The 22791-nt window shown below is 27.8% G+C and carries 21 protein-coding genes; all 21 read right to left on the bottom strand.

The window, feature by feature from the left end:
* Positions 1–71 precede the first annotated feature (71 nt).
* The 21 genes from secG to BUA70_RS00555 all read right to left on the bottom strand — a co-directional run bounded on the left by secG (position 72) and on the right by BUA70_RS00555 (position 22763).
* Positions 72–311: a preprotein translocase subunit SecG gene (gene secG, locus BUA70_RS00455; RefSeq protein WP_072892259.1), complete on the bottom strand. Its 240-nt coding sequence runs from the start codon at positions 309–311 to the stop codon at positions 72–74.
* Between the two features lie 59 nt (positions 312–370).
* Positions 371–1270, bottom strand: a complete 900-nt coding sequence (locus tag BUA70_RS00460) for an MFS transporter (RefSeq protein ID WP_072892260.1) — start codon at positions 1268–1270, stop codon at positions 371–373.
* Entirely contained in the window at positions 1246–1548 is a 303-nt protein-coding gene (locus tag BUA70_RS00465) for an MFS transporter (protein WP_072892261.1), read from the bottom strand. The genes BUA70_RS00460 and BUA70_RS00465 overlap by 25 nt, the downstream gene beginning before the upstream one ends.
* Before the next feature lie 431 nt (positions 1549–1979).
* Entirely contained in the window at positions 1980–3275 is a 1296-nt protein-coding gene (eno, locus tag BUA70_RS00470) for a phosphopyruvate hydratase (RefSeq protein ID WP_072892262.1), read from the bottom strand.
* 349 nt (positions 3276–3624) lie between these two features.
* A complete protein-coding gene (feoB, locus tag BUA70_RS00475) occupies positions 3625–5634 on the bottom strand; it encodes a ferrous iron transport protein B (RefSeq protein WP_072892263.1) in 2010 nt (669 codons plus the stop codon).
* 51 nt (positions 5635–5685) lie between these two features.
* Positions 5686–5910, bottom strand: coding sequence for a FeoA family protein (locus BUA70_RS00480; RefSeq protein ID WP_072892264.1), 225 nt, complete (start codon positions 5908–5910; stop codon positions 5686–5688).
* Between the two features lie 10 nt (positions 5911–5920).
* Positions 5921–6139 (bottom strand): FeoA family protein, encoded by a 219-nt coding sequence (locus BUA70_RS00485; RefSeq protein WP_072892265.1) that lies wholly within the window; start codon positions 6137–6139, stop codon positions 5921–5923.
* Positions 6140–6153: 14 nt separating this feature from the next.
* Entirely contained in the window at positions 6154–6420 is a 267-nt protein-coding gene (locus BUA70_RS00490; RefSeq protein WP_072892266.1) for a hypothetical protein, read from the bottom strand.
* 382 nt (positions 6421–6802) lie between these two features.
* The gene (gpmI, locus tag BUA70_RS00495; RefSeq protein WP_072892267.1) at positions 6803–8338 is read right to left on the bottom strand and encodes a 2,3-bisphosphoglycerate-independent phosphoglycerate mutase; all 1536 of its coding nucleotides are present in this window, start codon (positions 8336–8338) and stop codon (positions 6803–6805) included.
* Between the two features lie 175 nt (positions 8339–8513).
* The gene (gene tpiA, locus BUA70_RS00500; RefSeq protein WP_072892268.1) at positions 8514–9260 is read right to left on the bottom strand and encodes a triose-phosphate isomerase; all 747 of its coding nucleotides are present in this window, start codon (positions 9258–9260) and stop codon (positions 8514–8516) included.
* 89 nt (positions 9261–9349) lie between these two features.
* Positions 9350–10543: a phosphoglycerate kinase gene (locus tag BUA70_RS00505; protein ID WP_072892269.1), complete on the bottom strand. Its 1194-nt coding sequence runs from the start codon at positions 10541–10543 to the stop codon at positions 9350–9352.
* Positions 10544–10667: 124 nt separating this feature from the next.
* On the bottom strand, positions 10668–11672 hold the full coding sequence (gene gap, locus BUA70_RS00510) for a type I glyceraldehyde-3-phosphate dehydrogenase (RefSeq protein ID WP_072892270.1): 1005 nt from the start codon (positions 11670–11672) through the stop codon (positions 10668–10670).
* A gap of 323 nt (positions 11673–11995) precedes the next feature.
* Entirely contained in the window at positions 11996–13030 is a 1035-nt protein-coding gene (locus BUA70_RS00515; RefSeq protein ID WP_072892271.1) for a sugar-binding transcriptional regulator, read from the bottom strand.
* Between the two features lie 176 nt (positions 13031–13206).
* The gene (gene rpoN / locus BUA70_RS00520; RefSeq protein WP_479723256.1) at positions 13207–14571 is read right to left on the bottom strand and encodes an RNA polymerase factor sigma-54; all 1365 of its coding nucleotides are present in this window, start codon (positions 14569–14571) and stop codon (positions 13207–13209) included.
* A gap of 449 nt (positions 14572–15020) precedes the next feature.
* Positions 15021–16154: a hypothetical protein gene (locus tag BUA70_RS00525; protein WP_072892273.1), complete on the bottom strand. Its 1134-nt coding sequence runs from the start codon at positions 16152–16154 to the stop codon at positions 15021–15023.
* A 70-nt stretch (positions 16155–16224) separates the two neighbouring features.
* On the bottom strand, positions 16225–17715 hold the full coding sequence (locus BUA70_RS00530) for a sensor histidine kinase (RefSeq protein ID WP_083573410.1): 1491 nt from the start codon (positions 17713–17715) through the stop codon (positions 16225–16227).
* Positions 17712–18407 (bottom strand): response regulator transcription factor, encoded by a 696-nt coding sequence (locus BUA70_RS00535; protein WP_072892274.1) that lies wholly within the window; start codon positions 18405–18407, stop codon positions 17712–17714. Before BUA70_RS00535 ends, BUA70_RS00530 begins: the two co-directional genes overlap by 4 nt.
* An 82-nt stretch (positions 18408–18489) precedes the next feature.
* Positions 18490–19017: a GrpB family protein gene (locus BUA70_RS00540; protein WP_072892275.1), complete on the bottom strand. Its 528-nt coding sequence runs from the start codon at positions 19015–19017 to the stop codon at positions 18490–18492.
* Between the two features lie 188 nt (positions 19018–19205).
* Positions 19206–20144 (bottom strand): ABC transporter permease, encoded by a 939-nt coding sequence (locus tag BUA70_RS00545; RefSeq protein WP_072892276.1) that lies wholly within the window; start codon positions 20142–20144, stop codon positions 19206–19208.
* Positions 20137–21231, bottom strand: coding sequence for an ABC transporter permease (locus BUA70_RS00550; protein ID WP_072892277.1), 1095 nt, complete (start codon positions 21229–21231; stop codon positions 20137–20139). Before BUA70_RS00550 ends, BUA70_RS00545 begins: the two co-directional genes overlap by 8 nt.
* Positions 21232–21248: 17 nt before the next feature.
* Positions 21249–22763: an ABC transporter ATP-binding protein gene (locus BUA70_RS00555; protein ID WP_072892278.1), complete on the bottom strand. Its 1515-nt coding sequence runs from the start codon at positions 22761–22763 to the stop codon at positions 21249–21251.
* Positions 22764–22791: the final 28 nt, after the last annotated feature.

The following is a 22791-nucleotide window of genomic DNA, read 5'->3' on the forward strand; positions in this document are numbered from 1 at the left end:
AATTTAAAAATAAAAAACAGGTAATACTTACAAAAAAGTAAATACTACCTATTTTAAAATAATCTATTTAATTACTTATTTATTACTAAATTTAATAATATTGTGTTTAAAGCAAATAATATTGATGTTATTACTGTTATTTTAACAAGTAAAGCTTCCTTAGTTCTACCTTTGTTTCTGCTAAAGAAAGATTCACTGTTACCACCTTGAATAAGTCCACTTAAAGCATCTGCTTTTGATGGTTGTAATAATATAGCAATAACAATTATAATTCCTAAAACCGCTTCTAGTATTAGTAAGGCTGTTTTCATGTCGAGCCACCTCCCGAATTTGATCTTTTCATCTTACATAGCTTTATAAAGTTATCATATCATATCAAATTTTCTTTTACAATAGTAAGCTTTTTTTTGCTATAAAAATAACAAATTATTAAAATAAAAACTAAAATATTAAATATTAAATAGGTTATTAAAGCCCACTCCATAGATATTTTTGATGCTATACTTATTATAAAATTAATAAGGGATGCTATAATATTTTCTATCATAGAATAAATAGATAATATTGTAGCTCTATTTAAGGATTCTATACTTTTATTCTTTATTGTTTCTGTGATTGGTTGTGTAAGTGCATATCCTCCTTCTATTAAAAATATAATAAGAATTGTTAAATATGCTTCTCCACTAACTATTAAAATTAAATTACATAATATAATAATAAAAATTGATATTTTATATAAATTTTTTACTCCTATTATCATCTTTATTTTATATGATTTTAAAGAAATAAATGTTGCAACCTGCATAAATGCTGTTAGTATTCCAAACCATTTTAAACTTACTCCATTTTTTATATAAAGAGGTTGATTTAAAAATACACATATAGAATGGGTAGTTTCATTTAAAATTCCAATTGCAACTATAAATAAAAGTATATTTTTATCTTTTAAAACTATTTTAAAAGTATCTTTTAAATTTTCTTTTTTATTATTTCCATCTTTTTTACTCTTATGATTTTTTACATCCCTTAAAAACATAGCAAGTAAAAATGCTAATGTATATGGAAATATAGTTATAAAAGCTAATAAATCTATAGATATTTTTACAATTATGGAACCTGTAAGAGCTGCAACTAGAAAGCCTAAAGTTCCACAAAAACCATATATACCAAAAACCTTGTCACTTTCCTTTTCATCTATGGACGAGTATATTATGGCACTATCACAGCCTGAGATTCCTGATATAGCTAAAGATGATAATAATGCTTCCATAAAAAACCTAAAAATGAATAAGAAAAATAAAAAATTGTTTTAGATACTAAAAACAATCCATAGGATATAACTAAAGTTTTTTTGTATCCTATTTTATCTCCTATTATTCCCCAAGGAATTTCAAAAATCATAATAAATATGACAAAAATACCTTCTAATAAAAAAATATCATTTAAGCCTAAGCCTCTATTTTCTCTAAAAACTACAGAAAAAGCTCCATAAAATACTAATCCTTGTAAAAAGGAAATACCATATAATATATATTTATTATTCTTCATAATGGCTACCCTCCAAATTAATTACAAAACAAATAAGCCTACTTTAGGCCGAAAATTTATTTTTTGTTGCATAATCAATCCTTAAGCGCTGCCATTAGGCATTCCCCTTTCTTACGCTAATTTTATTTATAACATAAATTTAACATACTTAAGTATAAATGTTAATTATTACTTTCATAAATAATATATATAGTAATTGCGTTAATAATATATATAATATTTAAGTTATATTTCTATTATAATTATAAATCATAAAAATTTTTAATTTAACTTAAATGGTAAACATTATCTAGTTTATTAATTACTAAAAAATTTATAATAACTCTATTTATATATAAATAACATTATATTATTAAAATAAAATCTGCCTTAAAGATTAATCTTTAAGGCAGATTTAGTTATATAAAATTAGTTAAAAACTTTTTAGTTAATTATTTTCTTATATTAAAGAATGCTTTTAATCCTCTGTATTCTGCTACATCAGCAAGCTCTTCTTCTATTCTTATAAGTTGATTATATTTTGCAACTCTTTCTGATCTTGCAGGTGCACCAGTTTTTATTTGACCTGCATTTGTAGCTACAACTAAATCAGCTATAGTTGTATCTTCTGTTTCTCCTGATCTATGAGATACTACTGCAGTATAACCAGCTCTATTAGCCATTTCTATAGCATTTAATGTTTCTGTTAATGTACCTATTTGATTAAGCTTTATAAGTATTGAATTTGCTACACATTTTTTGATACCATCAGCTAATCTATCAGTGTTAGTTACAAATAAATCGTCACCAACTAATTGAACTTTATGTCCTAGTTTTTCAGTTAGTATTTTCCATCCTTCCCAATCCTCTTCAGCCATACCGTCTTCTATTGAGATTATTGGATATTTATTAACCCAATCTACAAAGAAATCTGCCATTTCTGCTGCTGATAAAGTTTTACCTTCATGCTCTAATACATATTTACCATCTTTATAATATTCTGATGATGCTGCATCAATTGCAATAAACATATCCTTACCAGCTTCATATCCAGCTTTCTTTATTGCATCTAGTATAACTTGTATCGCTTCTTCATTTGATTTTAAGTTTGGAGCAAATCCACCTTCATCACCAACTCCAGTAGCATATCCTTTATCATTAAGTATTTTCTTTAATGAATGATATACCTCTGCACACATTTGTAATGCTTCACTAAATGATTTTGCTCCTGCTGGCATTATCATAAACTCTTGTAAATCAACTGAGTTGTCAGCATGCTTTCCACCATTAATTATGTTCATCATAGGTACTGGTAAAACTTTAGCATTAACTCCACCTATATATTGATAAAGTGGTAATCCTAAATAATTAGCTGCTGCTTTTGCTACTGCTAATGAAACACCAAGTATTGCATTAGCACCTAATTTACCTTTATTAGGTGTTCCATCTAAATCTATAAGTAGCTTATCTATATAGGTTTGATCTAATACGTTAGAACCAATTAATTCTTCAGCAATAATGTTATTTACATTATCTACTGCTTTTTCAACGCTCTTTCCTTGATATTTTGACTTATCTCCATCTCTAAGTTCTACGGCTTCGTATATTCCTGTTGATGCTCCTGAAGGAACTGCTGCTCTACCTATAGTTCCATCTTCTAATATTACCTCAACTTCTACTGTTGGGAAGCATCTTGAATCTATTATTTGTCTTGCTATAATGTCTACAATTTCAACATATTGTTTCATTTATATTTCCTCCTTATGTTTAAAAGGTATTCTTTTTTCATCTTAACTATTTAAAGTTTGCACATTATCATTAATTTTTATGCTATGAACCTAACAAAAGTAAATTTATAACTACTTAATTAGATTAAACTTTTTTTATTTTCATACTATTTATATTCTTCTAAATTCTCCAAAACCCTTTATATTTTTTGATTATTTACATAGAATTTAAAAATATCAATCTTTATATAAAATTTTAACTCTTATATTATAATTTATTTAAATAATTTTACTTTAATTTACATTTATTGTATTATTTTAAAATTAATTTATGTATTAAGAAAATAGAGTGTTAAAACACTCTATTTTCTTATCTATATCCTAAAGCAAAACCAACTTGATATACTATTGTGGCTATTATTAAAGCTACTATGAAAGTATAAACTGCAGTAAATATTGTCCACTTCCAAGAGTTTGTTTCTCTTTTTACAGCACCTAACGCTGCAACACATGGAGTATATAGAAGTGACATTACCATAAATGAAAGTGCTGTTAATGGAGTAAATACTCCCTGAATTGCACTAATTAAAGCATCTCCCTCATCAACGCCTGCATAAACCATTCCCATAGTTGCTACAACTGATTCCTTAGCTATAATTCCTGCAAATAAACTTACTGCAGCTTGCCAATTACCAAAACCTGCTGGTGCAAATATTGGTGCTAAGAAATTACCAACTTTACCTAGAATTGATTCATCAGAATATTGTTCTACTCCAGCTGGTAATACTGAAAGAACCCATATTACAACTACTAGTGGTAATATTACTACTCCAGCTTTCTTTAAGAATGCACCAGCCTTTTCCCAAGTAAGCATTAATACATTTTTAATTGATGGTATTCTATATGGTGGTAATTCCATAACAAAATATGATGTTTCACCTTTAAATAAAGTTTTACTAAATATCTTACCAGATATCAAAGCTATTATAATTCCTAAAGCATATAAAGAAAATAATATTATTCCTGCCTTATTTGGGAAAAACGCTGCTACAAAAACCATGTATACTGGTAATCTAGCTCCACAAGAAACAAATGGGTTAATTAAAATAGCTATCATTCTATCTTTTTTATTTTCTAGTGTTCTAGTTGACATTATTCCCGGAACATTACATCCTGATCCAACTATCATAGATACAAAAGTTTTTCCATGTAAGCCTAAGCTTCTCATTAATCTATCCATTACATAAGCAGATCTTGCCATGTATCCACTGTCCTCTAATAATCCTATTAAAAAGTACATAACCATAATTAATGGTAAGAATGAAATTACTGAACCAAGTCCAGCTATTAATCCATCACTTACAAATCCACTTAAAAATTCTGGTGCTCCTGATGATGCCAACTTATCTGATATGATTCCACCAAAATCCCCTATAGCACCATCTAACCAATCTTGCATTCCAGCGCCTATAGTGAATGTTATTTGATATAAAAGAAACATAATTACTGCAAAAATAGGAATTCCTAAAAACTTATTTGTAACTACTTTATCTATTTTATCTGTTAACGTTTCTTTTCTTGTATTTTGTCTTCTAATAGCACTAGATGTTATTGATGATATGTATGTATACCTTTTATCAACTATTGCCATTTCAGCTTCAAATCCTATTTTATCTGATATAGTATTATTACTCTTTTCAAGTTGATTTAAAACATCCACAGCTCCAACTTCTGTAACTAAATTTTTCATATAGTTATCATTTTCTAGAAGTTTTAAAGCTGTCCATTTTATCATATAGTTTAATTTATCTTTATATGCTGATAACACACTTTCTAAATTCTTAATCTCTTCTTTTAATTCCTCACCATAGTCTACTAAAGTACCCTTACTAGCATTTTTTGTGGATATCGCTGCTTTTATAAGCTCATCAATTCCTTCCCTTTTTAGTGCAACAGTAGGAATTATAGGAACTCCTAATTCCTTTGAAAGTTTCTTTACATCTATATCAATTCCTTTATCTTTTGCACTATCCATCATATTTAAAGCTACAACTACATTTGCTCCCATTTCAATTAGTTGAGTTGTTAAATATAAATTTCTTTCTATATTAGTAGCATCTACAACATTTATTACTACATCTGGTTTATCTTGTATTATATAGTTTCTTGCAACAATCTCATCTTCTGAATAAGCGCCTAAACTATAAGTACCAGGTAAGTCTACAATAGTAAATTCTTCACCATTATATTTTAATTTTCCTTCTTTCTTTTCAACTGTAACCCCCGGCCAGTTACCTACATGTTGTCTTGATTTTGTTAGTATATTGAATATACTGGTTTTACCACAATTAGGATTACCAGCTAATGCTATAGTATTCATTTCACTCCCCCTTAAAAATAATAATCATTATCAATTTATACTTAAAAAAATTTAATTCTGTTGAACCATTATTTTTCTAGCCATACTCATATCTAAAGCAAGTCTACTTCCACTTACTCCTAGTATAACTGATACACCATCATTTTTTATTATATCTATACTTGATCCGTGAGCAATTCCCATCTCTCTTAATTTTTTTCCCATAGCTTCACTCATAATTATGTTATTTACAATTACACTTTTTCCTTCTTCAATAAAAGCTACTGGCATTATCATATAATCACCTCTATACTATTATTGCTTTCGCTTCATCTCTTCTTAATGTTAACTTATATCCTCTAATTAAAACCTCTATAGGATCTCCTAAAGGTGCTTTTCCTGTAATTTCAACTTCTACTCCTGGAGTTATTCCCATATCTAAAAGTCTTCTTCTTACAGAACTATCCTTTTCGATACCCTTTACTTTTGCTTTATCACCAATTTCCAATTTCTCTAATGTATTCATTTATATTAAGCCTCCTATAAATTATTCTTTTTTAAAGCATTTTTACTCTTTTCTGTCAATTCCCATTTAATAATGTCATTTAATGCCTTATTAGAACATCCACAATTACACTTAGAACACATCTCAGGTTTACAACCTTCTTCTCTTTTTATGTATTCTTGTTTTATTAATTGTTCTCTAAGCTGCTCCGCCATTATTTCACTTATTCCAAGTTCCTTAGAAATTGCCTTAGATGAAAATTCGCCTCCATTATTTATAAAATTTAATATTCTTATAATCATCTTATTATCTCCCATTGATACCTATTATCATTGGTTAAAGTATAATTTATATGATAATGATTTTCAATATATATTTAATACTGTATGATGTAATTATCTTCTATTAATTGATAATAACTTTCATTTGCTTTGATTTACTAAATATTTAACAAAATATTATATTTTCCCTGCATATGTTAATGTAAATGTTTATATACAAACTTTTTATTTATTATTATAAAAATTAGTATTATTCATAATAATTTCTATATAAATAATACTAATTTAATAATAAAAAAAGATTATCTTAAGATATATTTTTATAAACCTTAAGATAATCTATATTTTTTATTTAGTAATTAATCTAATAATATATAAATTAAAAACACATATTAAAGTTAGACTATTTTATTAAACATTCTCCAGTCATTTCTTCTGGAATTTCTAGTCCCATAACCTTAAGCATTGTTGGGGCTATGTCAGCTAATTTTCCACCATCTTTTAATGATTTACCTTCGGCATCCTTTGAAATCCATAGGAATGGTACTGGATTTGTTGTGTGTGAAGTCATTGGCTTACCATTTGAGAAATCTATCATAGTTTCAGCATTTCCGTGGTCAGCAGTTATAAATACAGTACCTTCCTTTTCTAATACCTTATTTACAACTTTTCCAAGACATTCATCTACTGTTTCTACAGCTTTTACAGCTGCATCAACTATTCCAGTATGTCCAACCATATCTGGGTTTGCATAGTTAAGTATTATCATATCATACTTATCTTGATCTAATCTCTTTAATAATTCATCTGTTACTTCATATGCACTCATTTCTGGTTTAAGATCATATGTGGCAACCTTTGGTGATGGTATTAAAGCTCTTTCTTCACCTGCATTTGGAGCCTCTACTCCACCATTAAAGAAGAATGTAACATGAGCATATTTTTCAGTTTCAGCTATTCTTAATTGGTTTAAACCTTTTTTACTTACATACTCTCCTAAAGTATTTGTATAACTTTGAGGCTTATAAGCTACCTCTACTCCTTCAATAGTTTTATCATATTGAGTCATAGATACAAAAGTTAAGTTTAATTTTTCTCTTTGGAATCCAGTAAAGTTTGGATCAACTAAAGCTCTAGTTATCTCTCTTGCTCTATCTGGTCTAAAGTTGAAGAATATTACTGAGTCTCCATTGCTTATTTTACCTGTTGGATGTCCGTCTTCTAAAATAACACATGGTAAAACAAATTCGTCTGTTTTATTATCATTATATGAATTTTCCATACATTCTACAGCACTATTTGCAAATTCACCTTTAGCATTTACCATGGCATCGTAAGCTAATTGAACTCTTTCCCATCTATTATCTCTATCCATAGCATAATATCTACCACTTATAGTAGCTATTTTACCAACACCTAGTTCTTTCATATAACTTTGTAATTGTTCTATGAATTCTTTTCCTGATGAAGGAGCAACGTCTCTACCATCCATAAATGCATGAACATACACCTTTTGTAATCCACTTTCTTTTGCAAGCTTTAAAAGATCTTTTAAATGATCTATGTGTGAGTGAACTCCACCATCTGAAAGAAGTCCCATTAAGTGTAGAGCTGAATCATTTTTCTTAGCATTATTTACAGCTAAATTTAAAGCTTCATTCTTAAAGAAGTTTCCTTCTTGTATTTCTTTTGTTATTCTTGTTAATTCTTGATAAACTATTCTTCCTGCACCTATATTTAAGTGACCAACTTCTGAATTACCCATTTGACCTTGTGGAAGTCCTACTTGTAATCCACTTGCTTGTAATTCAGTATGTGGATATTCTTTAAATAATTTATCATAGTTTGGCTTCTTTGCTGCAGTTACAGCATTACCATCAGCTGCTGGTGCATCTCCAAATCCATCTAATATCATTAACATTACTGGTTTTTTAGTCATAGTACCCTCCAAAATAAAGAATTATATATCTAATTATATTATTAGTATAAATTCTTTTGTTACTCTTTAATAAATTACAAAATTATTATAATATGGTCATAATAAAAAAACAACAGCAACAAACAATTGGTATCAGTTGCCTATTGCTATTGTTTAATATAATTTATTTTAAATTCTAGTAATTAACTATACCAGAAAAATCTGCAGCTACTAAGCTAGCTCCACCAACTAAAGCTCCATCAATATCTGACTTTGACATTTGTTCTTTTATTGTAGCTGGTTTAACTGATCCACCATATTGAATTCTTACTTTTTCAGCAACTTCTGGTCCAAACATATCTGAAACTTTATTTCTAATTGCAGCTATTGTTTCATTAGCTTGATCTGATGTAGCAGTTTTTCCAGTTCCTATAGCCCAGATTGGCTCATAAGCTATAACTATTTTCTCAACTTGCTCTTTAGTTAATCCTTCTAAATCAAGTTTAACTTGAGCTCCAATTATATCATTAGTTCTTCCTGATTCTCTTTCTTGTAATGTTTCACCAACACAAAGAATTGGAATTATATTATGAGCAAAAGCAGCTTTTAACTTCTTATTAACAGTTTCATCTGTTTCATTGAAGTATTGTCTTCTTTCACTGTGTCCAATTATTACATAATCTATGTTTAATGCTTCTAACATTCTTGGAGCTATTTCTCCTGTGAAAGCACCTTTTTCTTCAAAGTGCATGTTTTGAGCACCAACTTTTATGTTTGAACCTTTTACAGCTTTAGTTACTGCATCTAGGCAAACAAATGTAGGACAAACTACAACTTCACATTTAGCATCCTTTACTAATGGTTTTAATTCTTCTACTAGTTTAACTGCTTCATCAACAGTATAGTGCATTTTCCAGTTTCCTGCGATTATTGGCATTCTCATTAAAATCACCTCATAAAATTTTTAATATTTTTTGCGAAAACAAGGTCTTGGACCATATTCCAAAACCCTGTATAATTTTTTAATTAATACTACTTATCATTTAAAGCAGCTATTCCAGGTAATACTTTTCCTTCTAAGAATTCTAATGAAGCTCCACCACCTGTTGAGATGTGAGTCATTTTATCACCAAATCCTAAAATATTAACAGCAGCAGCTGAGTCTCCTCCACCGATTACTGTTGTAGCAGCAGCGTCAGCCATAGCTTTAGCAACAGCTATTGTTCCCTTATTAAAGTTTTCAAATTCGAATACTCCCATTGGTCCGTTCCATATTACAGTTTTAGCAACCTTTATAGCATCAGCATATAAAGTTTCTGTCTTAGGTCCGATATCTAATCCCATAAATCCTGCTGGTATATTTTGATCTTCTGTAACAACTGGCTCAACATCCTTAAATTCAGCAGCAACTCTATGATCTACTGGTAATAAGAATTTAACTCCCTTAGCAGCAGCTTTTTCTATCATTTCCTTAGCATATTCAACTCTATCTTCTTCAACTAGTGAACTTCCGATTCCGTATCCTTGTGCTTTTAAGAATGTATAAGCCATTCCACCACCGATTATTAATGTATCAACCTTATCTAAAAGATTGTTTATAACGTTAATCTTATCTGAAACTTTAGCTCCACCTAAAATAGCTACGAATGGTCTTTCTGGTGTTTCTACAGCATCACCTAAGAATTTAAGCTCTTTTTGGATTAAGTATCCACATACTGCTGTATCAAGATATTCAGTAACACCAACTGTTGAGCAGTGTGCTCTGTGTGCAGTTCCAAAAGCATCGTTAACGAATATTTCAGCTAATGAAGCTAATTCTTTTGAGAATTCTTCACCATTCTTAGTTTCTTCTTTTCTGTATCTAGTGTTTTCTAATAAAACGACATCTCCATCTTTCATGTTAGCAACTGCTTTTTTAGCATTTTCTCCAACAACGTTGTCATCTGCTGCAAAAACAACTTCTTTACCTAACATTTCACCTAATCTCTTAGCTACTGGTGCTAATGAAAGTTCTGGCTTTGGTTCTCCCTTTGGTTTTCCCATGTGTGAGCAAAGTATAACTTTAGCTCCATTGTCTACTAAATATTTTATTGTAGGAAGTGCTCCATTTAATCTGTTTTCATCAGTTATAACACCATCTTTTAGTGGTACATTGAAGTCACATCTTACTAATACTTTTTTACCTTTAACTTGAATATCTTCTATAGTTTTCTTATTGAAGTTCATTTTATTCACCTCTACATAGAATATTTTTTCCGTATATTAAATTGGTCTGGCCTCATAGCCTTAACTATAAAACCAGACCATATATGATTCTCTTATTAAATCACCAATTAACAGTTAGTTTAAATTACTTTGAAACTTCAACGAAGTATTTTAAAGTTCTTACTAATTGTGAAGTGTATGACATTTCATTGTCGTACCATGAAGCAACTTTAACTAATTGTTGTCCGTTAACTTCCATAATCTTAGTTTGAGTTGCATCGAATAATGAACCGAAGTTAATTCCGATTACGTCTGCTGATACGATTGGATCTTCAGTGTATCCGAATGATTCATTAGCAGCAGCTTTCATTGCAGCATTTATTTCTTCAACTGTAGTGTTTTTACCTAAAACACAAACTAACTCAGTTAATGAACCAGTTATTACTGGAACTCTTTGAGCATTTCCGTCTAATTTTCCAGCTAATTCTGGAATAACTAATCCGATTGCTTTAGCAGCACCAGTTGAGTTAGGGATTATACTTCCAGCAGCAGCTCTAGCTCTTCTTAAGTCTCCCTTTCTGTGTGGGCCATCTAAAGTATTTTGGTCATTAGTGTAAGCGTGGATTGTAGTCATGAATCCTTCTTTTAATCCAAAGCTGTCATTTAATACTTTAGCCATTGGAGCTAAGCAGTTAGTAGTACATGAAGCACCTGATATAACTGTTTCATCTCCCTTTAATATATTTTGGTTTACGTTAAATACAACTGTTGGAAGGTCGTTTCCAGCAGGAGCTGATATAACAACTTTCTTAGCACCAGCTTTTATGTGAGCTGAAGCCTTTTCCTTTGATGCGAAGAATCCAGTACACTCAAGAACTACGTCTACGTTTAATTCTCCCCATGGTAAGTTTTCTGGATTTGCTTCTGCAGTAACTTTTATTTCTTTTCCGTTAACTACGAAAGCTCCTTCTTTAACTTCGATATCTCCATCGAATCTTCCTTGAGCTGAATCATATTTAAATAAATGAGCTAACATTTTAGCGTCTGTTAAGTCATTGATTGCAACAACTTCAAATTCTGGGTTGTTGATCATTAATCTTAATGCTAATCTTCCTATTCTTCCAAAACCATTAATAGCTACTCTTGCCATTAGAAATACCTCCTAGATATTATAAATTAAATATTTTAAAATATTTTACTTATTTATATGTAAATGCGGAATCTTTAACTGGTCAATTGATGTCCCAGTTATTTTTTTTGTGTCCCACAATACATTTACTATTATAAAACAATTATGATAATTTTTAAATAGCATTTTAAAGAAAAATATATTTTTTTTGAAAAATGCATTTTTTTGTCTTATTTTAATATGACCATTATACTATTTAAATATACTTATATAATTGCCCTTTTAATATATTTTTTACTTTGTTTATAAAAATAAAATTAATCTATAATTAATGTTAATATTTATTATCTTTTGTTCTTTAAAATTTCCTTTATCTTTTCAGCAGCACCCTCATCGGTAACTAAAACTTTATTTGATCCTCTTAAGTCTACTGATAGTATAGATTCTCCTTTGTTACTACCTCCAGCCACAGCAATAAGTTTTGTCTTTTTATCAATTTCTTCCAAATTAATTCCTATTGTAGGACTTATATATACAACATTAGAGTCACTATTAAAATATGATCCTAAAGCCTCACCTATAGCGCCTAATTTTATAAGCTTTTCTATTTGATTTTCAGAAAGACCTCTTTTTCTTGCCATTTTTTCTGCACTACCTATGCCATAAATTATAACATTAGATTTATTAATGGAATCAAGTACATCTTTTATATCTTTTTGTTGAGCTAATGTTTCTAAAATTTCTTCACTTAAATTTTCCGGTACATGAAGCATTTTATAATTTCCATTTAATTTAGATGCTAATTTAGCCGCTAATGTATTAGCTTGATTTTCCACTTTTTTACCCATTCCACCTCTTGCCGGAAGTACTAATATATTATTAAGGTTATGAATTGTTGGAAAATGTTCTACCATTTCTCTAATAGTTCCCCCGCCAGTTAAAGCAACAATATCATTGCTTTTTATTATATTTTTTGTATAATTGGCGGCTGCTTTACCAAGTTCTTTTAGTATTGTAGCATCATATTGAACATCTCCAGGAACAATTATAACTTTTCCTATACCTAACTTTTCTTCTATTTCTTTTTCTAAATCTGATAACCCTTTTATTTCATGAATAAATTCATTTAAGTTTTCAAGTATATTTTCTCCTTCTTTGGTTACAGACATACCTGGAGTATTTATCTCTATTAAATTTTGATTTTTTAAAAAATTTATTTCTGTTCTTACTATTCTCTCACCTAAATTTAACTGATTTGCTAATATTCTTCTTCCTATAGGTTGATTGTAGTAAATAGTTCTAAGTATGTTATATCTTTTTTCTAGAACTTCTAAAAGTTCTGGTACTATATTCTTTTGCAGTTTAAGAATTTTCTGCAATCTAAACACTCCCTTTGGCCATATAAAGTCCCAGCTAAAACAAAATTGTCCCGCCTTTAATATTATAATTCATATTTATAGTTTTTAAAAGTAATTTTCAAATACTAATTACTTAATAATTATAAAAATTATTTATTTTAAAAAGACTGAACTTTTTTATTTGTTCAGCCTTTCATTTAAAACCTCTTCCTCTTACTAGAGGATTTTATTCCTAGTTCTTCTCTATATTTTGCTACAGTTCTTCTTGAAATATTCATATTTTCTTTATTTAAAAAATTACAAATAACTTGATCTGATAATGGTTTCTTTTTGTCTTCTTTTTCTATAATCGTTTTTATCATATTTTTAATATTTATAACTGCTATATCTTCTCCTGACTTTTCACTATTCGATATACCAGATACAAACAAATCCTTAATTTTTACAGTACCTCTACTTGTTAATATGTATTTATCCTTTATTGCCCTGCTTACTGTAGATTCATGTATATTTAAGCTTTCTGCCACATCTTTTAAAGTCATAGGCTTTAAATATTTTAATCCATTATCAAAATACTCCCTCTGTTTATATAAAATATCTTCTAAAACTTTATACAAAGTATTTTTTCTTTGCTCTATGCTTTTTATAAGAAATATAGCATTTCCCATTTTGTCTTTTACATATTCTAAAGCTTTTTTATCTTTTTCTTCATTTAATATTTGTTTATAAATTGGATTTATAGATAATCTAGGTAAAACATCATCATTCATTATTATAAAATATTCATTGTTTATTTTCTTTATTTCAGCATCTGGAATAATAAACTTAACCTCATCTCCTGTATAAAATCCTCTTGAAGGTTTAGGTTCTAATCTTTTTATAATATCACCATATTCCTGTGATTTTTTAACAGATATTTTAAGATTCTTAGATATATTAGAATATTTATTATCTGCAATATCCTCCAAATAATTTTCTATAATCTCATATAATATTTCATCTATTATTCCTTTTTTACTAAGCTGTATTTTAAGGCACTCCCTTAAATCTCTAGCTCCAACATCATCTGGTTCTAAACATTGTACAATATTTAATGCCTTTTTACAATCTTCTAAAGGAATATTAATTTCTTTACATATCTCTTCTAATTTTATTGGTAAATATCCTCTACTATCTATATTCTCTATTAAGTAGCAACAAATACTTTTTATGTATTTATTCTCCTTTGATTCCCCAATTTGTTCATGAAGATATTCTTTTAACGTTTTTTTTGATGCTATAAAAGCAAAAGGTGATACCTCTTCCTCATAATTACTATAATTTTGAGAACTATAATTATCAAATTCAAAATATTTTATCATTTCTTTATAGTCATATTTATCTTGAACTTTAAGTTCCTCTTTTTTTTCAAAATTAGCATCTAAAACTGGGTTTTGAGCAAACTCATCATTTATATATTCTAATAAATCTACATTTGACATCTGAAGCAATTTTATGGACAATTGCATTTTTTGAGTCATTATTAACTTTTGTTCCTGTGATAACTGCAATGAAAAATCCATATTCATAAATATTACCTCTTGAAATTCCATATTGTAAACGATTTATAATTTTGTTGTTTCGATTACTTATACTATATATTATACATAATTTATGAATAATTAAAAATTATTTTGAAAATTTGTTCTTTATAATAAATTTATCTTATTATATTTATATAACATATTCCTCTTCCCTTTAAATTTTAATTTTTAAAATAATATTTTTTATAGATAAGAAAATCCTAATTTTTTAATACTATATATTAAAATTGCAACTTGTTACAACGAACCTTATAACCTATATTTTTAATTTATTAAATGAAAAAACTATGAAATTAGATTTAAAATCTTATTTCATAGTTTTTATTTTAATAAAACTTAATAAACTAACTTCATAAATAAATTTTAATATTTCTTTAATTTACACATATATAATGTTTAATATTATATAATATTAAACATTATATACTTTATTCTAATTGGAACATATACCATTGTGTTTCATCATTTTCTTTTTTACCTGTAGTAATTATTTTTCTATGATCTGGACTTATATAGAAGACAGGTATTTGTGAACATACCCTTTCTTTGCTATCATATAAACTACCTTTTACTATAAATTTATTATCCTTAAGCATACCATAAAAGATAAAACCTTCTTCTGCCTCTAATTTATCATCTCCAGCAGTATATAAAACTAAATTTGTGTTAGTATCTATTTTTGCGATATTTAATGGCTTATCATAATAAAATTCTTCACATTTTGTTATTTCTTTATTATCAAAATTTATACTATAAAAATTACTTTTAAAGTTTTCCTCTTCATCTTTTTCAATTACCTCTGTTATAATAGAGGACTTATCTAAAACACTTCTAATTACATTTGGTCTCCTATTACCAATGTGAATAATATCTTTAAAACCATTTTCTATATTAATTCTGAATATGCTATCTCCCTCACTGACATATCCATATTTATTAGTAAGATCTAATCCATAAATAGCCATACCCTTAAATTCTTTTTTACTGTTATTTTTATAATCTATAATATATGTAGTTTTATAATCTTCATTTTCCATTTCCTTATGAACTATAAGTTCAATTAATCCATCCTTTATAAAAATACATTCACTTCTATTTTCTAATAAACCTTCATCTATTCCTAATTTTTTTTCATCTAATAGTTTCGTAATATCCTCTGTTGTGTTAGTTTTTGCATTATATACATAAAATCCATATTTATCTTTTAATAAAATTATTCCTCCTGTAAATGCTTCTCCAAAAGTTTTAGTATCATCTTTTTTTAATAACTCCTCATACTTATCTCCCTTGATATTATATTTATAAAATATTAAAGAGTTATCCTTCTCTTTTACGGCTAATAAATTTTCATTATCTATCCAGCATAATAAATCAAGATCTTTTAACCTTTTTAATTCTCCCTTTAAAACAAGTTCATTTTTAGGATTACTTGTTCCATCTAACTCTATGGCATCTTTTTTAGCATTTTCAGAAACAACTATTTCTTTTTTATTACTGCATCCAACTACATTAAAAATTAAAGTAAAGATAACTAACAAGCTATAAATTAATTTTTTTCTCATATCTTCTCTCCTATTCTCTTACTTTTAAGCTAATAATATAATTAACTTATTACAAAACTTAATATAGTTGTTACAATAATATTAAATATAAATTAAGTGTTACTTCATTTTCTATAATATCCATCTCTATTTTGCCATCTATTTCTTCTATTATATATTTACATATATAAAGTCCTAATCCATTGCCCTTATTTCCTTTACTATTATTTCCTCTTAAAAAAGGCTCAAAGGCTTTATATTTAAATTTATAATCTAGATTATTAGTAGTATTTTTAATCTCTAATAAATACTTATCATTTTCTTTGCGTCCATAAACTTTTATAAAAGTATTATCTACTGAATATTTAAAAGCATTTTCTAAAAGATTGATTATTACGCTTTTAAATTCTTTTAAAGGAGCTGAAATTATACCCTCTTCTAATTGCCATATAATATCTATATTTTTTCTTTCAATTCTTATATTCATTTCATCTATGATATTTTTAACTAACTTTTCTATATTTATTTTTTCTCTTTCATTAGAGATTATTTGTCCCCTTGAAACTTCTAGTATATTACAAATCATTTCATTAAGCTTATTGCTTTCCTTTATTATTGAAGCTATAGCCTTATCTCTTAATTTTTCATTATTATAATTAGTAAGTAACAGTTCTCCATACCCAGTTATTGATGTTAGTGGAGTTTTAAGCTCATGGGTAACATTACAAAAGAATTCTCTTCTATTTTTTTCAAGACTATGTATATCTTCTATTTGCTTTTTTATTCTTTTTCTCATATTATTATACTCTTTTATTAAATCATCAATTTCATCATTTTTAATATTTTCTTCCATCTCATAGTTATAGTTACCTTTAGATATTTCTTTCACACCTTTTTGTAGATTTTCTAAAGATTTAGTTGATTTTAATACTATAAAATATATAATCACTAAAATTATAGAAAAAAATATTATTTCTACTAATGTAAATATTAAATATATATTTTCATTATTAACTATAAGTTCGTTATAATCTTTTATTATCTCTACTATCCCTAAAAACTGACTTTTATCATATAATTGATAAGCATAATATGCTGTTCTGTCTTTATTATTTTTTACTAAATATATATATGATTTGTTATTCTTTGCCTTTTCTATATGATCTTTTATATTATCATCCTTTTGATTTTTTATACACTGATTCCCATATTCTCCATTAGTATTATAAATACCTATTGTGCAGTTATAATATTTTGATAATTTATTTGTTAACTTATATGAATTTTTTAAAATATTTATTTCATCTATTTCCTCATTATTAATTAAAAAATATTGCTTTATAAATTCACTAGAATTATTTTTAATCATTATCATATCATTTTTTATACTTTTATTAGAGTTATAATAAATTATGTATTTAAAGGATATATTTAATAAAACCCCTCCAAGTATTAATAAAATAGCAACTCCAAAAGTTATTTTATTTTTAAGCTTTTTTAAAAACTTAAAATTAAATAATTTATAAGTCCTTTGATTTATGTTTATCTTTTGTTTATTTTCTTTTTTAAGCTTTATAATCATTTCAATTTATATCCTATACCAAAAATTGTTTCTATATATTTGTTCTTATCATCTTCAAGTTTAGCTCTAATTCTTCTAATATGTACATCTACCGTTCTAAGCTCACCAAAATAATCATAACCCCAAATTTTATTTAAAAGTTGCTCTCTTGAAAATACTCTACCTTTATTAACCGCTAGTAAATATAAAAGATCATACTCTTTAGGCCTAAAGCTTATCTCCTTATTAAATTTAATCACCATCCTTCCAGCAGTATCTATATAAGTTTCCTCTCCAATTTTAATAAAATTCTCTTTCTTATCTTCTTTTAAAGTTTTATTTTGAATTTTTTCAACTCTCTCTAAAGATTTATTTACTCTTGCTATTACTTCTTTAACATGAAATGGTTTAGTTATATAGTCATCTGCTCCTATCTCTAGGCCTAAAACTTTATCTACAACATCATTTTTTGCTGTAACCATTATTATAGGTATATCCTTTTCTTCATGAATTATCTTACAAACCTTAAATCCATTTATATCTGGAAGCATCAAATCTAATAAAATTAAATTTGGTTTAAAATCTCTAAACTTAATAATCCCCTTCTCACCACAATCTACTGACTGCACTTTAAATCCTTCAATTTCTAAAGCAAATGTTATCATCTCTCTTATACTTTCATCATCTTCTATAACTAAAATTCTTTTATTCAAAAAAAACACCTCATAATATTAAAATTTATTACCATTTTATCATCAAGTTGTTACAATGTTATTTCCTATAAAATACTTATATTTATTCAAATTCATCTTTAGCTTTTTTTAGTATCATAGTAATAAATTTATCTTTTTCTTTTGTATATGTATTCCTATCATCTTTATATTTTATAGCTAAAGCTTTTTTTAATTTTGAATACTCTAAAATATATTCAGTGTGTATTCTAAGATAATTTCTAAAGTAAATATGATTTTTCCATATATCAGAATTAAAAACCTCTATATGTAAATAGTGAGTCCTTAAGTTTTCACTCCCTTTTGCAAAAAATAATCTACCTAAAACTCCTGCATTTTCTCTAAAGCTATATCCTATTTCCTCTAATAAATACTTAAAATTTTCTACATTTTCTAATGACTTAACTGCTATTGCTATATCTATAATATGCTTTGCATCTAGTCCTTCTATAGATGTACTCCCTACATGCTGAATATCTAAAACATATTTTCCTACTAAAGAATATAATAATTTTTCTTCCTTTATATACTCTTCCTTCCACTGATTATTATAAGGAACTATTTTAACTTTCTTTCTAGATAGTCCAATCATTTAGTTACTACCTCACATTCTTCATTTTATATTGCCTTAAATTATATAAAATTTTCAATTTATTCCATAATAATAACTTTAAACTAACTAAAATAAAAATTCATTAACTTTCTAATAAATTTAATTTCAAAAATAAAAAAAAGCCGGTTAAACCGACTTTCTTTATTTATATTAATAGATTGAAAGAGCTATCTTTGACCTTTTTCATAAGGCACTCCATCAGCTGCTGGTGCTTGTGTTTTCTTAACAAATCCAGCTAAAGCAACTAATGTTAATACATATGGTAATGCATAGAAAAATTCATTTGGCATATTCCACCCAAAACTTTGTGCTATTATTTGAAATGCATCTGCAAAGGCAAATAGAAGACAAGCTCCAAAGGCTCCAAAAGGTTTCCAATTTCCAAATATCATTGCCGCTAAAGCTATATATCCTCTACCATTTACCATACCTTCTCTAAATAAATTTAAGAATCCTATAGATAATGATGCTCCTCCAAGTCCTGCTAAAACACCAGAAGATATTACACATAAATATCTTATTCTATAAACATTAATACCTAAAGTATCTGCTGCTCTTGGATGTTCTCCTACAGCTCTTATTCTTAATCCTAGTGGAGTTTTAAATAATAAATAGCTTATTATTATTACTAGTATTATTGCAATAAAAACAAACCAATTTAATTCTCCTAAAAGGTTTCCTATAACAGGAATTTTTTGCATCATCGCCTTAGGATATGGTACTGCTGTAACCCCATCTGTTTGTCCTTGTCTTCCAAAAAGCTCTACTATAAGATAACTTGTAAGAGCTCCTGCAAAAAGATTTATAGCAACACCAGAAACAACTTGATCTGCTCTTAAGTTTACACTTAAAAATGCATGAACTAAAGCCATTACTCCACCTGCAACTACTGCACAAAGTACTCCAATCCAAGGATTTCCTGTTCTATCTGATCCATATACAGCAAAAAAGGCCCCCATGATCATCATACCTTCAAGTCCAATATTTACAACACCAGACCTTTCAGACATTACTCCTCCTAACGCTGAAAATATAAGAGGTGTAGCCATTCTTAAAGTTGAAGCAATTAAAGCAACTACAATTGAAATACCTGCTACATTATTCATTTACCTTTACCTCCCTTCTCTTTTTCATCTTGTCTCCTATAATTTTATAAATTCCGTCTCCTGCAACAAATAAAATAATTATAGCTTGAACAAGATAAACAATATCCTTCGGAACTCCATTCATTTGTAAAGTTAATGAACTTGAATCTAATGCTCCAAATAATATTGATGAGAATATTACTCCTATAGGATTCGATTTTGCAAGTAATGCTACTGCTATACCTGTAAATCCAAAGTTTGGGAATCCAAAAAGTTGTATAGATTTATATTGTATTCCTGCAACGTGAGTTGCCCCTCCTATGCCTGCAATGGCTCCTGAAATAACCATAGCTAATATTATATTTTTCTTTATACTAATTCCACCATATTCTGCCGCCAATGGACTTAGACCTACAGCTCTAAGTTCATATCCTGAAGTAGTTTTCCACATAAAAAAGTACATTACAAATACCAAAATAAGACCTAATATTAATGCACTACTTGTTCTATTTGTTTGTCCTAAAATTCTTGCTAGTTTTGCACTTTCTTGAATTTCTAATGATTGAGCTTGTCCTGAATCGTTTAAAGGAAACATAGTTAAATAATTTAATAAATACATGGCTATAAAGTTCATCATTATTGTAGAAACTACTTCATTAGTTCCTGATTTAGCTTTTAAAAACCCTGGAATACCAGCCCAGATACCACCACAAATTATTCCGCCTAATATAATCAAAATAACATGCAGTACATGTGGTATTCCTGGTATTAAACCAATAATTGCAGCTCCAGTCATTCCTGATATAAATTGACCTTCAACACCTATATTAAATAACCCAGTTTTAAATGCTACTGCGTTTGCTAATCCTGTAAATAATAATGGTGTTACGAATACTAAAGTTTCTGCTAAAGTATCTTTATCGCCAAAACTCCCTTCCCAAATAGATGTAAATAGTATTTTTGCTGATTCAAAAAATCCTGTTTTAGTAGATATCATAACAAATATAACTGCAAATAAAAGAGCTAAAACTATAGATATTAATGAGAATAAAATGCTTTTCATTGTTCTTATATAGCTTGTTTTATTATTATCATTTTTATCACTCATAATTTAACCTCCCACATTTATTTTTTTAATTGTCCACCAGCCATTAATATTCCTAGCTCCTGTTCTGTAGCAGATTTTCCATCTAATAGCCCAACTATTTCTCCATCATATATAACTGCTATTCTATCCGCTAAATTCATAACTTCATCTAATTCAAGGGATACTAATAAAACTCCCTTACCCTTATCTCTTTCCTCTATTAATCTTTTATGGATATACTCTATGGCTCCAACATCTAATCCTCTAGTAGGTTGAGATGCTATTAATAAATCTGGATTTTTACTAATTTCTCTGGCAGCTATAAGTTTTTGTTGGTTACCTCCAGATAGTCCTACTGCTAAAGCATCTATTCCAGGACATCTTACATCAAAATCTTCAATAATAGTTTTAGCATGTTTTCTTATCTCTTTATAATTCATAACAGTATTTTTAGAAAAAGGTTCTTCATCTTGTATTCCTAAAATACTATTTTCTACTAAAGAAAAATTAAGTACTAATCCTCTTTTATGTCTATCTTCCGGTATATGTCCTACTCCCTCTTTTATAATCTTCTTTGTTGTATTATTAGTTATATCCTTATCCTTAAACTGAACTTTACCTTCTGTTGCTTTTCTAAGCCCTGTAATAACTTCTACTAACTCCTTTTGACCATTTCCATCAACTCCAGCTATTCCTAATATTTCTCCTGATTTGACCTCTAGATTAATACCTTTTAATATAGGTAACTTTCTATGATCCAAAGCCTTTATATTAGATAGCTTTAATATAGTTTTTCCTGGATTATATTGTGATTTTTCTATAACTAACTTTACCTTTCTGCCTACCATCATCTCAGCTAATTCATCTATATTTGTATCCTTAGTATTTACTGTATTTATAATCTTTCCTCTTCTTAATATAGTTACTCTATCACTCATAGCCATTATTTCTTTTAATTTATGTGTTATTAGTATTATAGATTTTCCTTCCTTAACTAGATTTCTCAATATTTGTCCTAATTCATCTATTTCCTGTGGTGTTAAAACTGCTGTAGGTTCATCTAGTATTAAGATATTTGCACCTCTATATAAGGATTTTAATATTTCTACTTTTTGTTGTTGACCTACTGTAATATCTTCTATTACATCATTGGGACTTATTTTAAATCCATATTTTTTAGCTAAGTCATCAACATCTTTTATTGCTTTTGCCATATCTATGTTTATACCTTTTTTAGGTTCAGCTCCTAAAACTATGTTTTCAGCTATGGTAAAATTATTAACTAACATAAAGTGTTGATGCACCATTCCAATACCAAGTTTTATTGCATCTGATGGAGATTTTATATTAGAAATCTTCCCATCAATTAAAATTTCACCTTTTTCTGGTTGATATAGACCATATAAAACATTCATAAGAGTAGTTTTTCCTGCCCCATTTTCCCCTAAAAGAACATGTATTTCTCCTTTTTTTAAAGTGAAGTTAACGTCTTCATTAGCTATAACTCCAGGAAAAACTTTTGTTACACCCTTCATCTCCACAACATTTGGCATATTTTTTCCTCCCTTCTAGTAAAAAAAG

The organism is Clostridium fallax, from assembly GCF_900129365.1.
GTDB classification, from domain to species: Bacteria; Bacillota; Clostridia; order Clostridiales; family Clostridiaceae; genus Clostridium_AH; species Clostridium_AH fallax.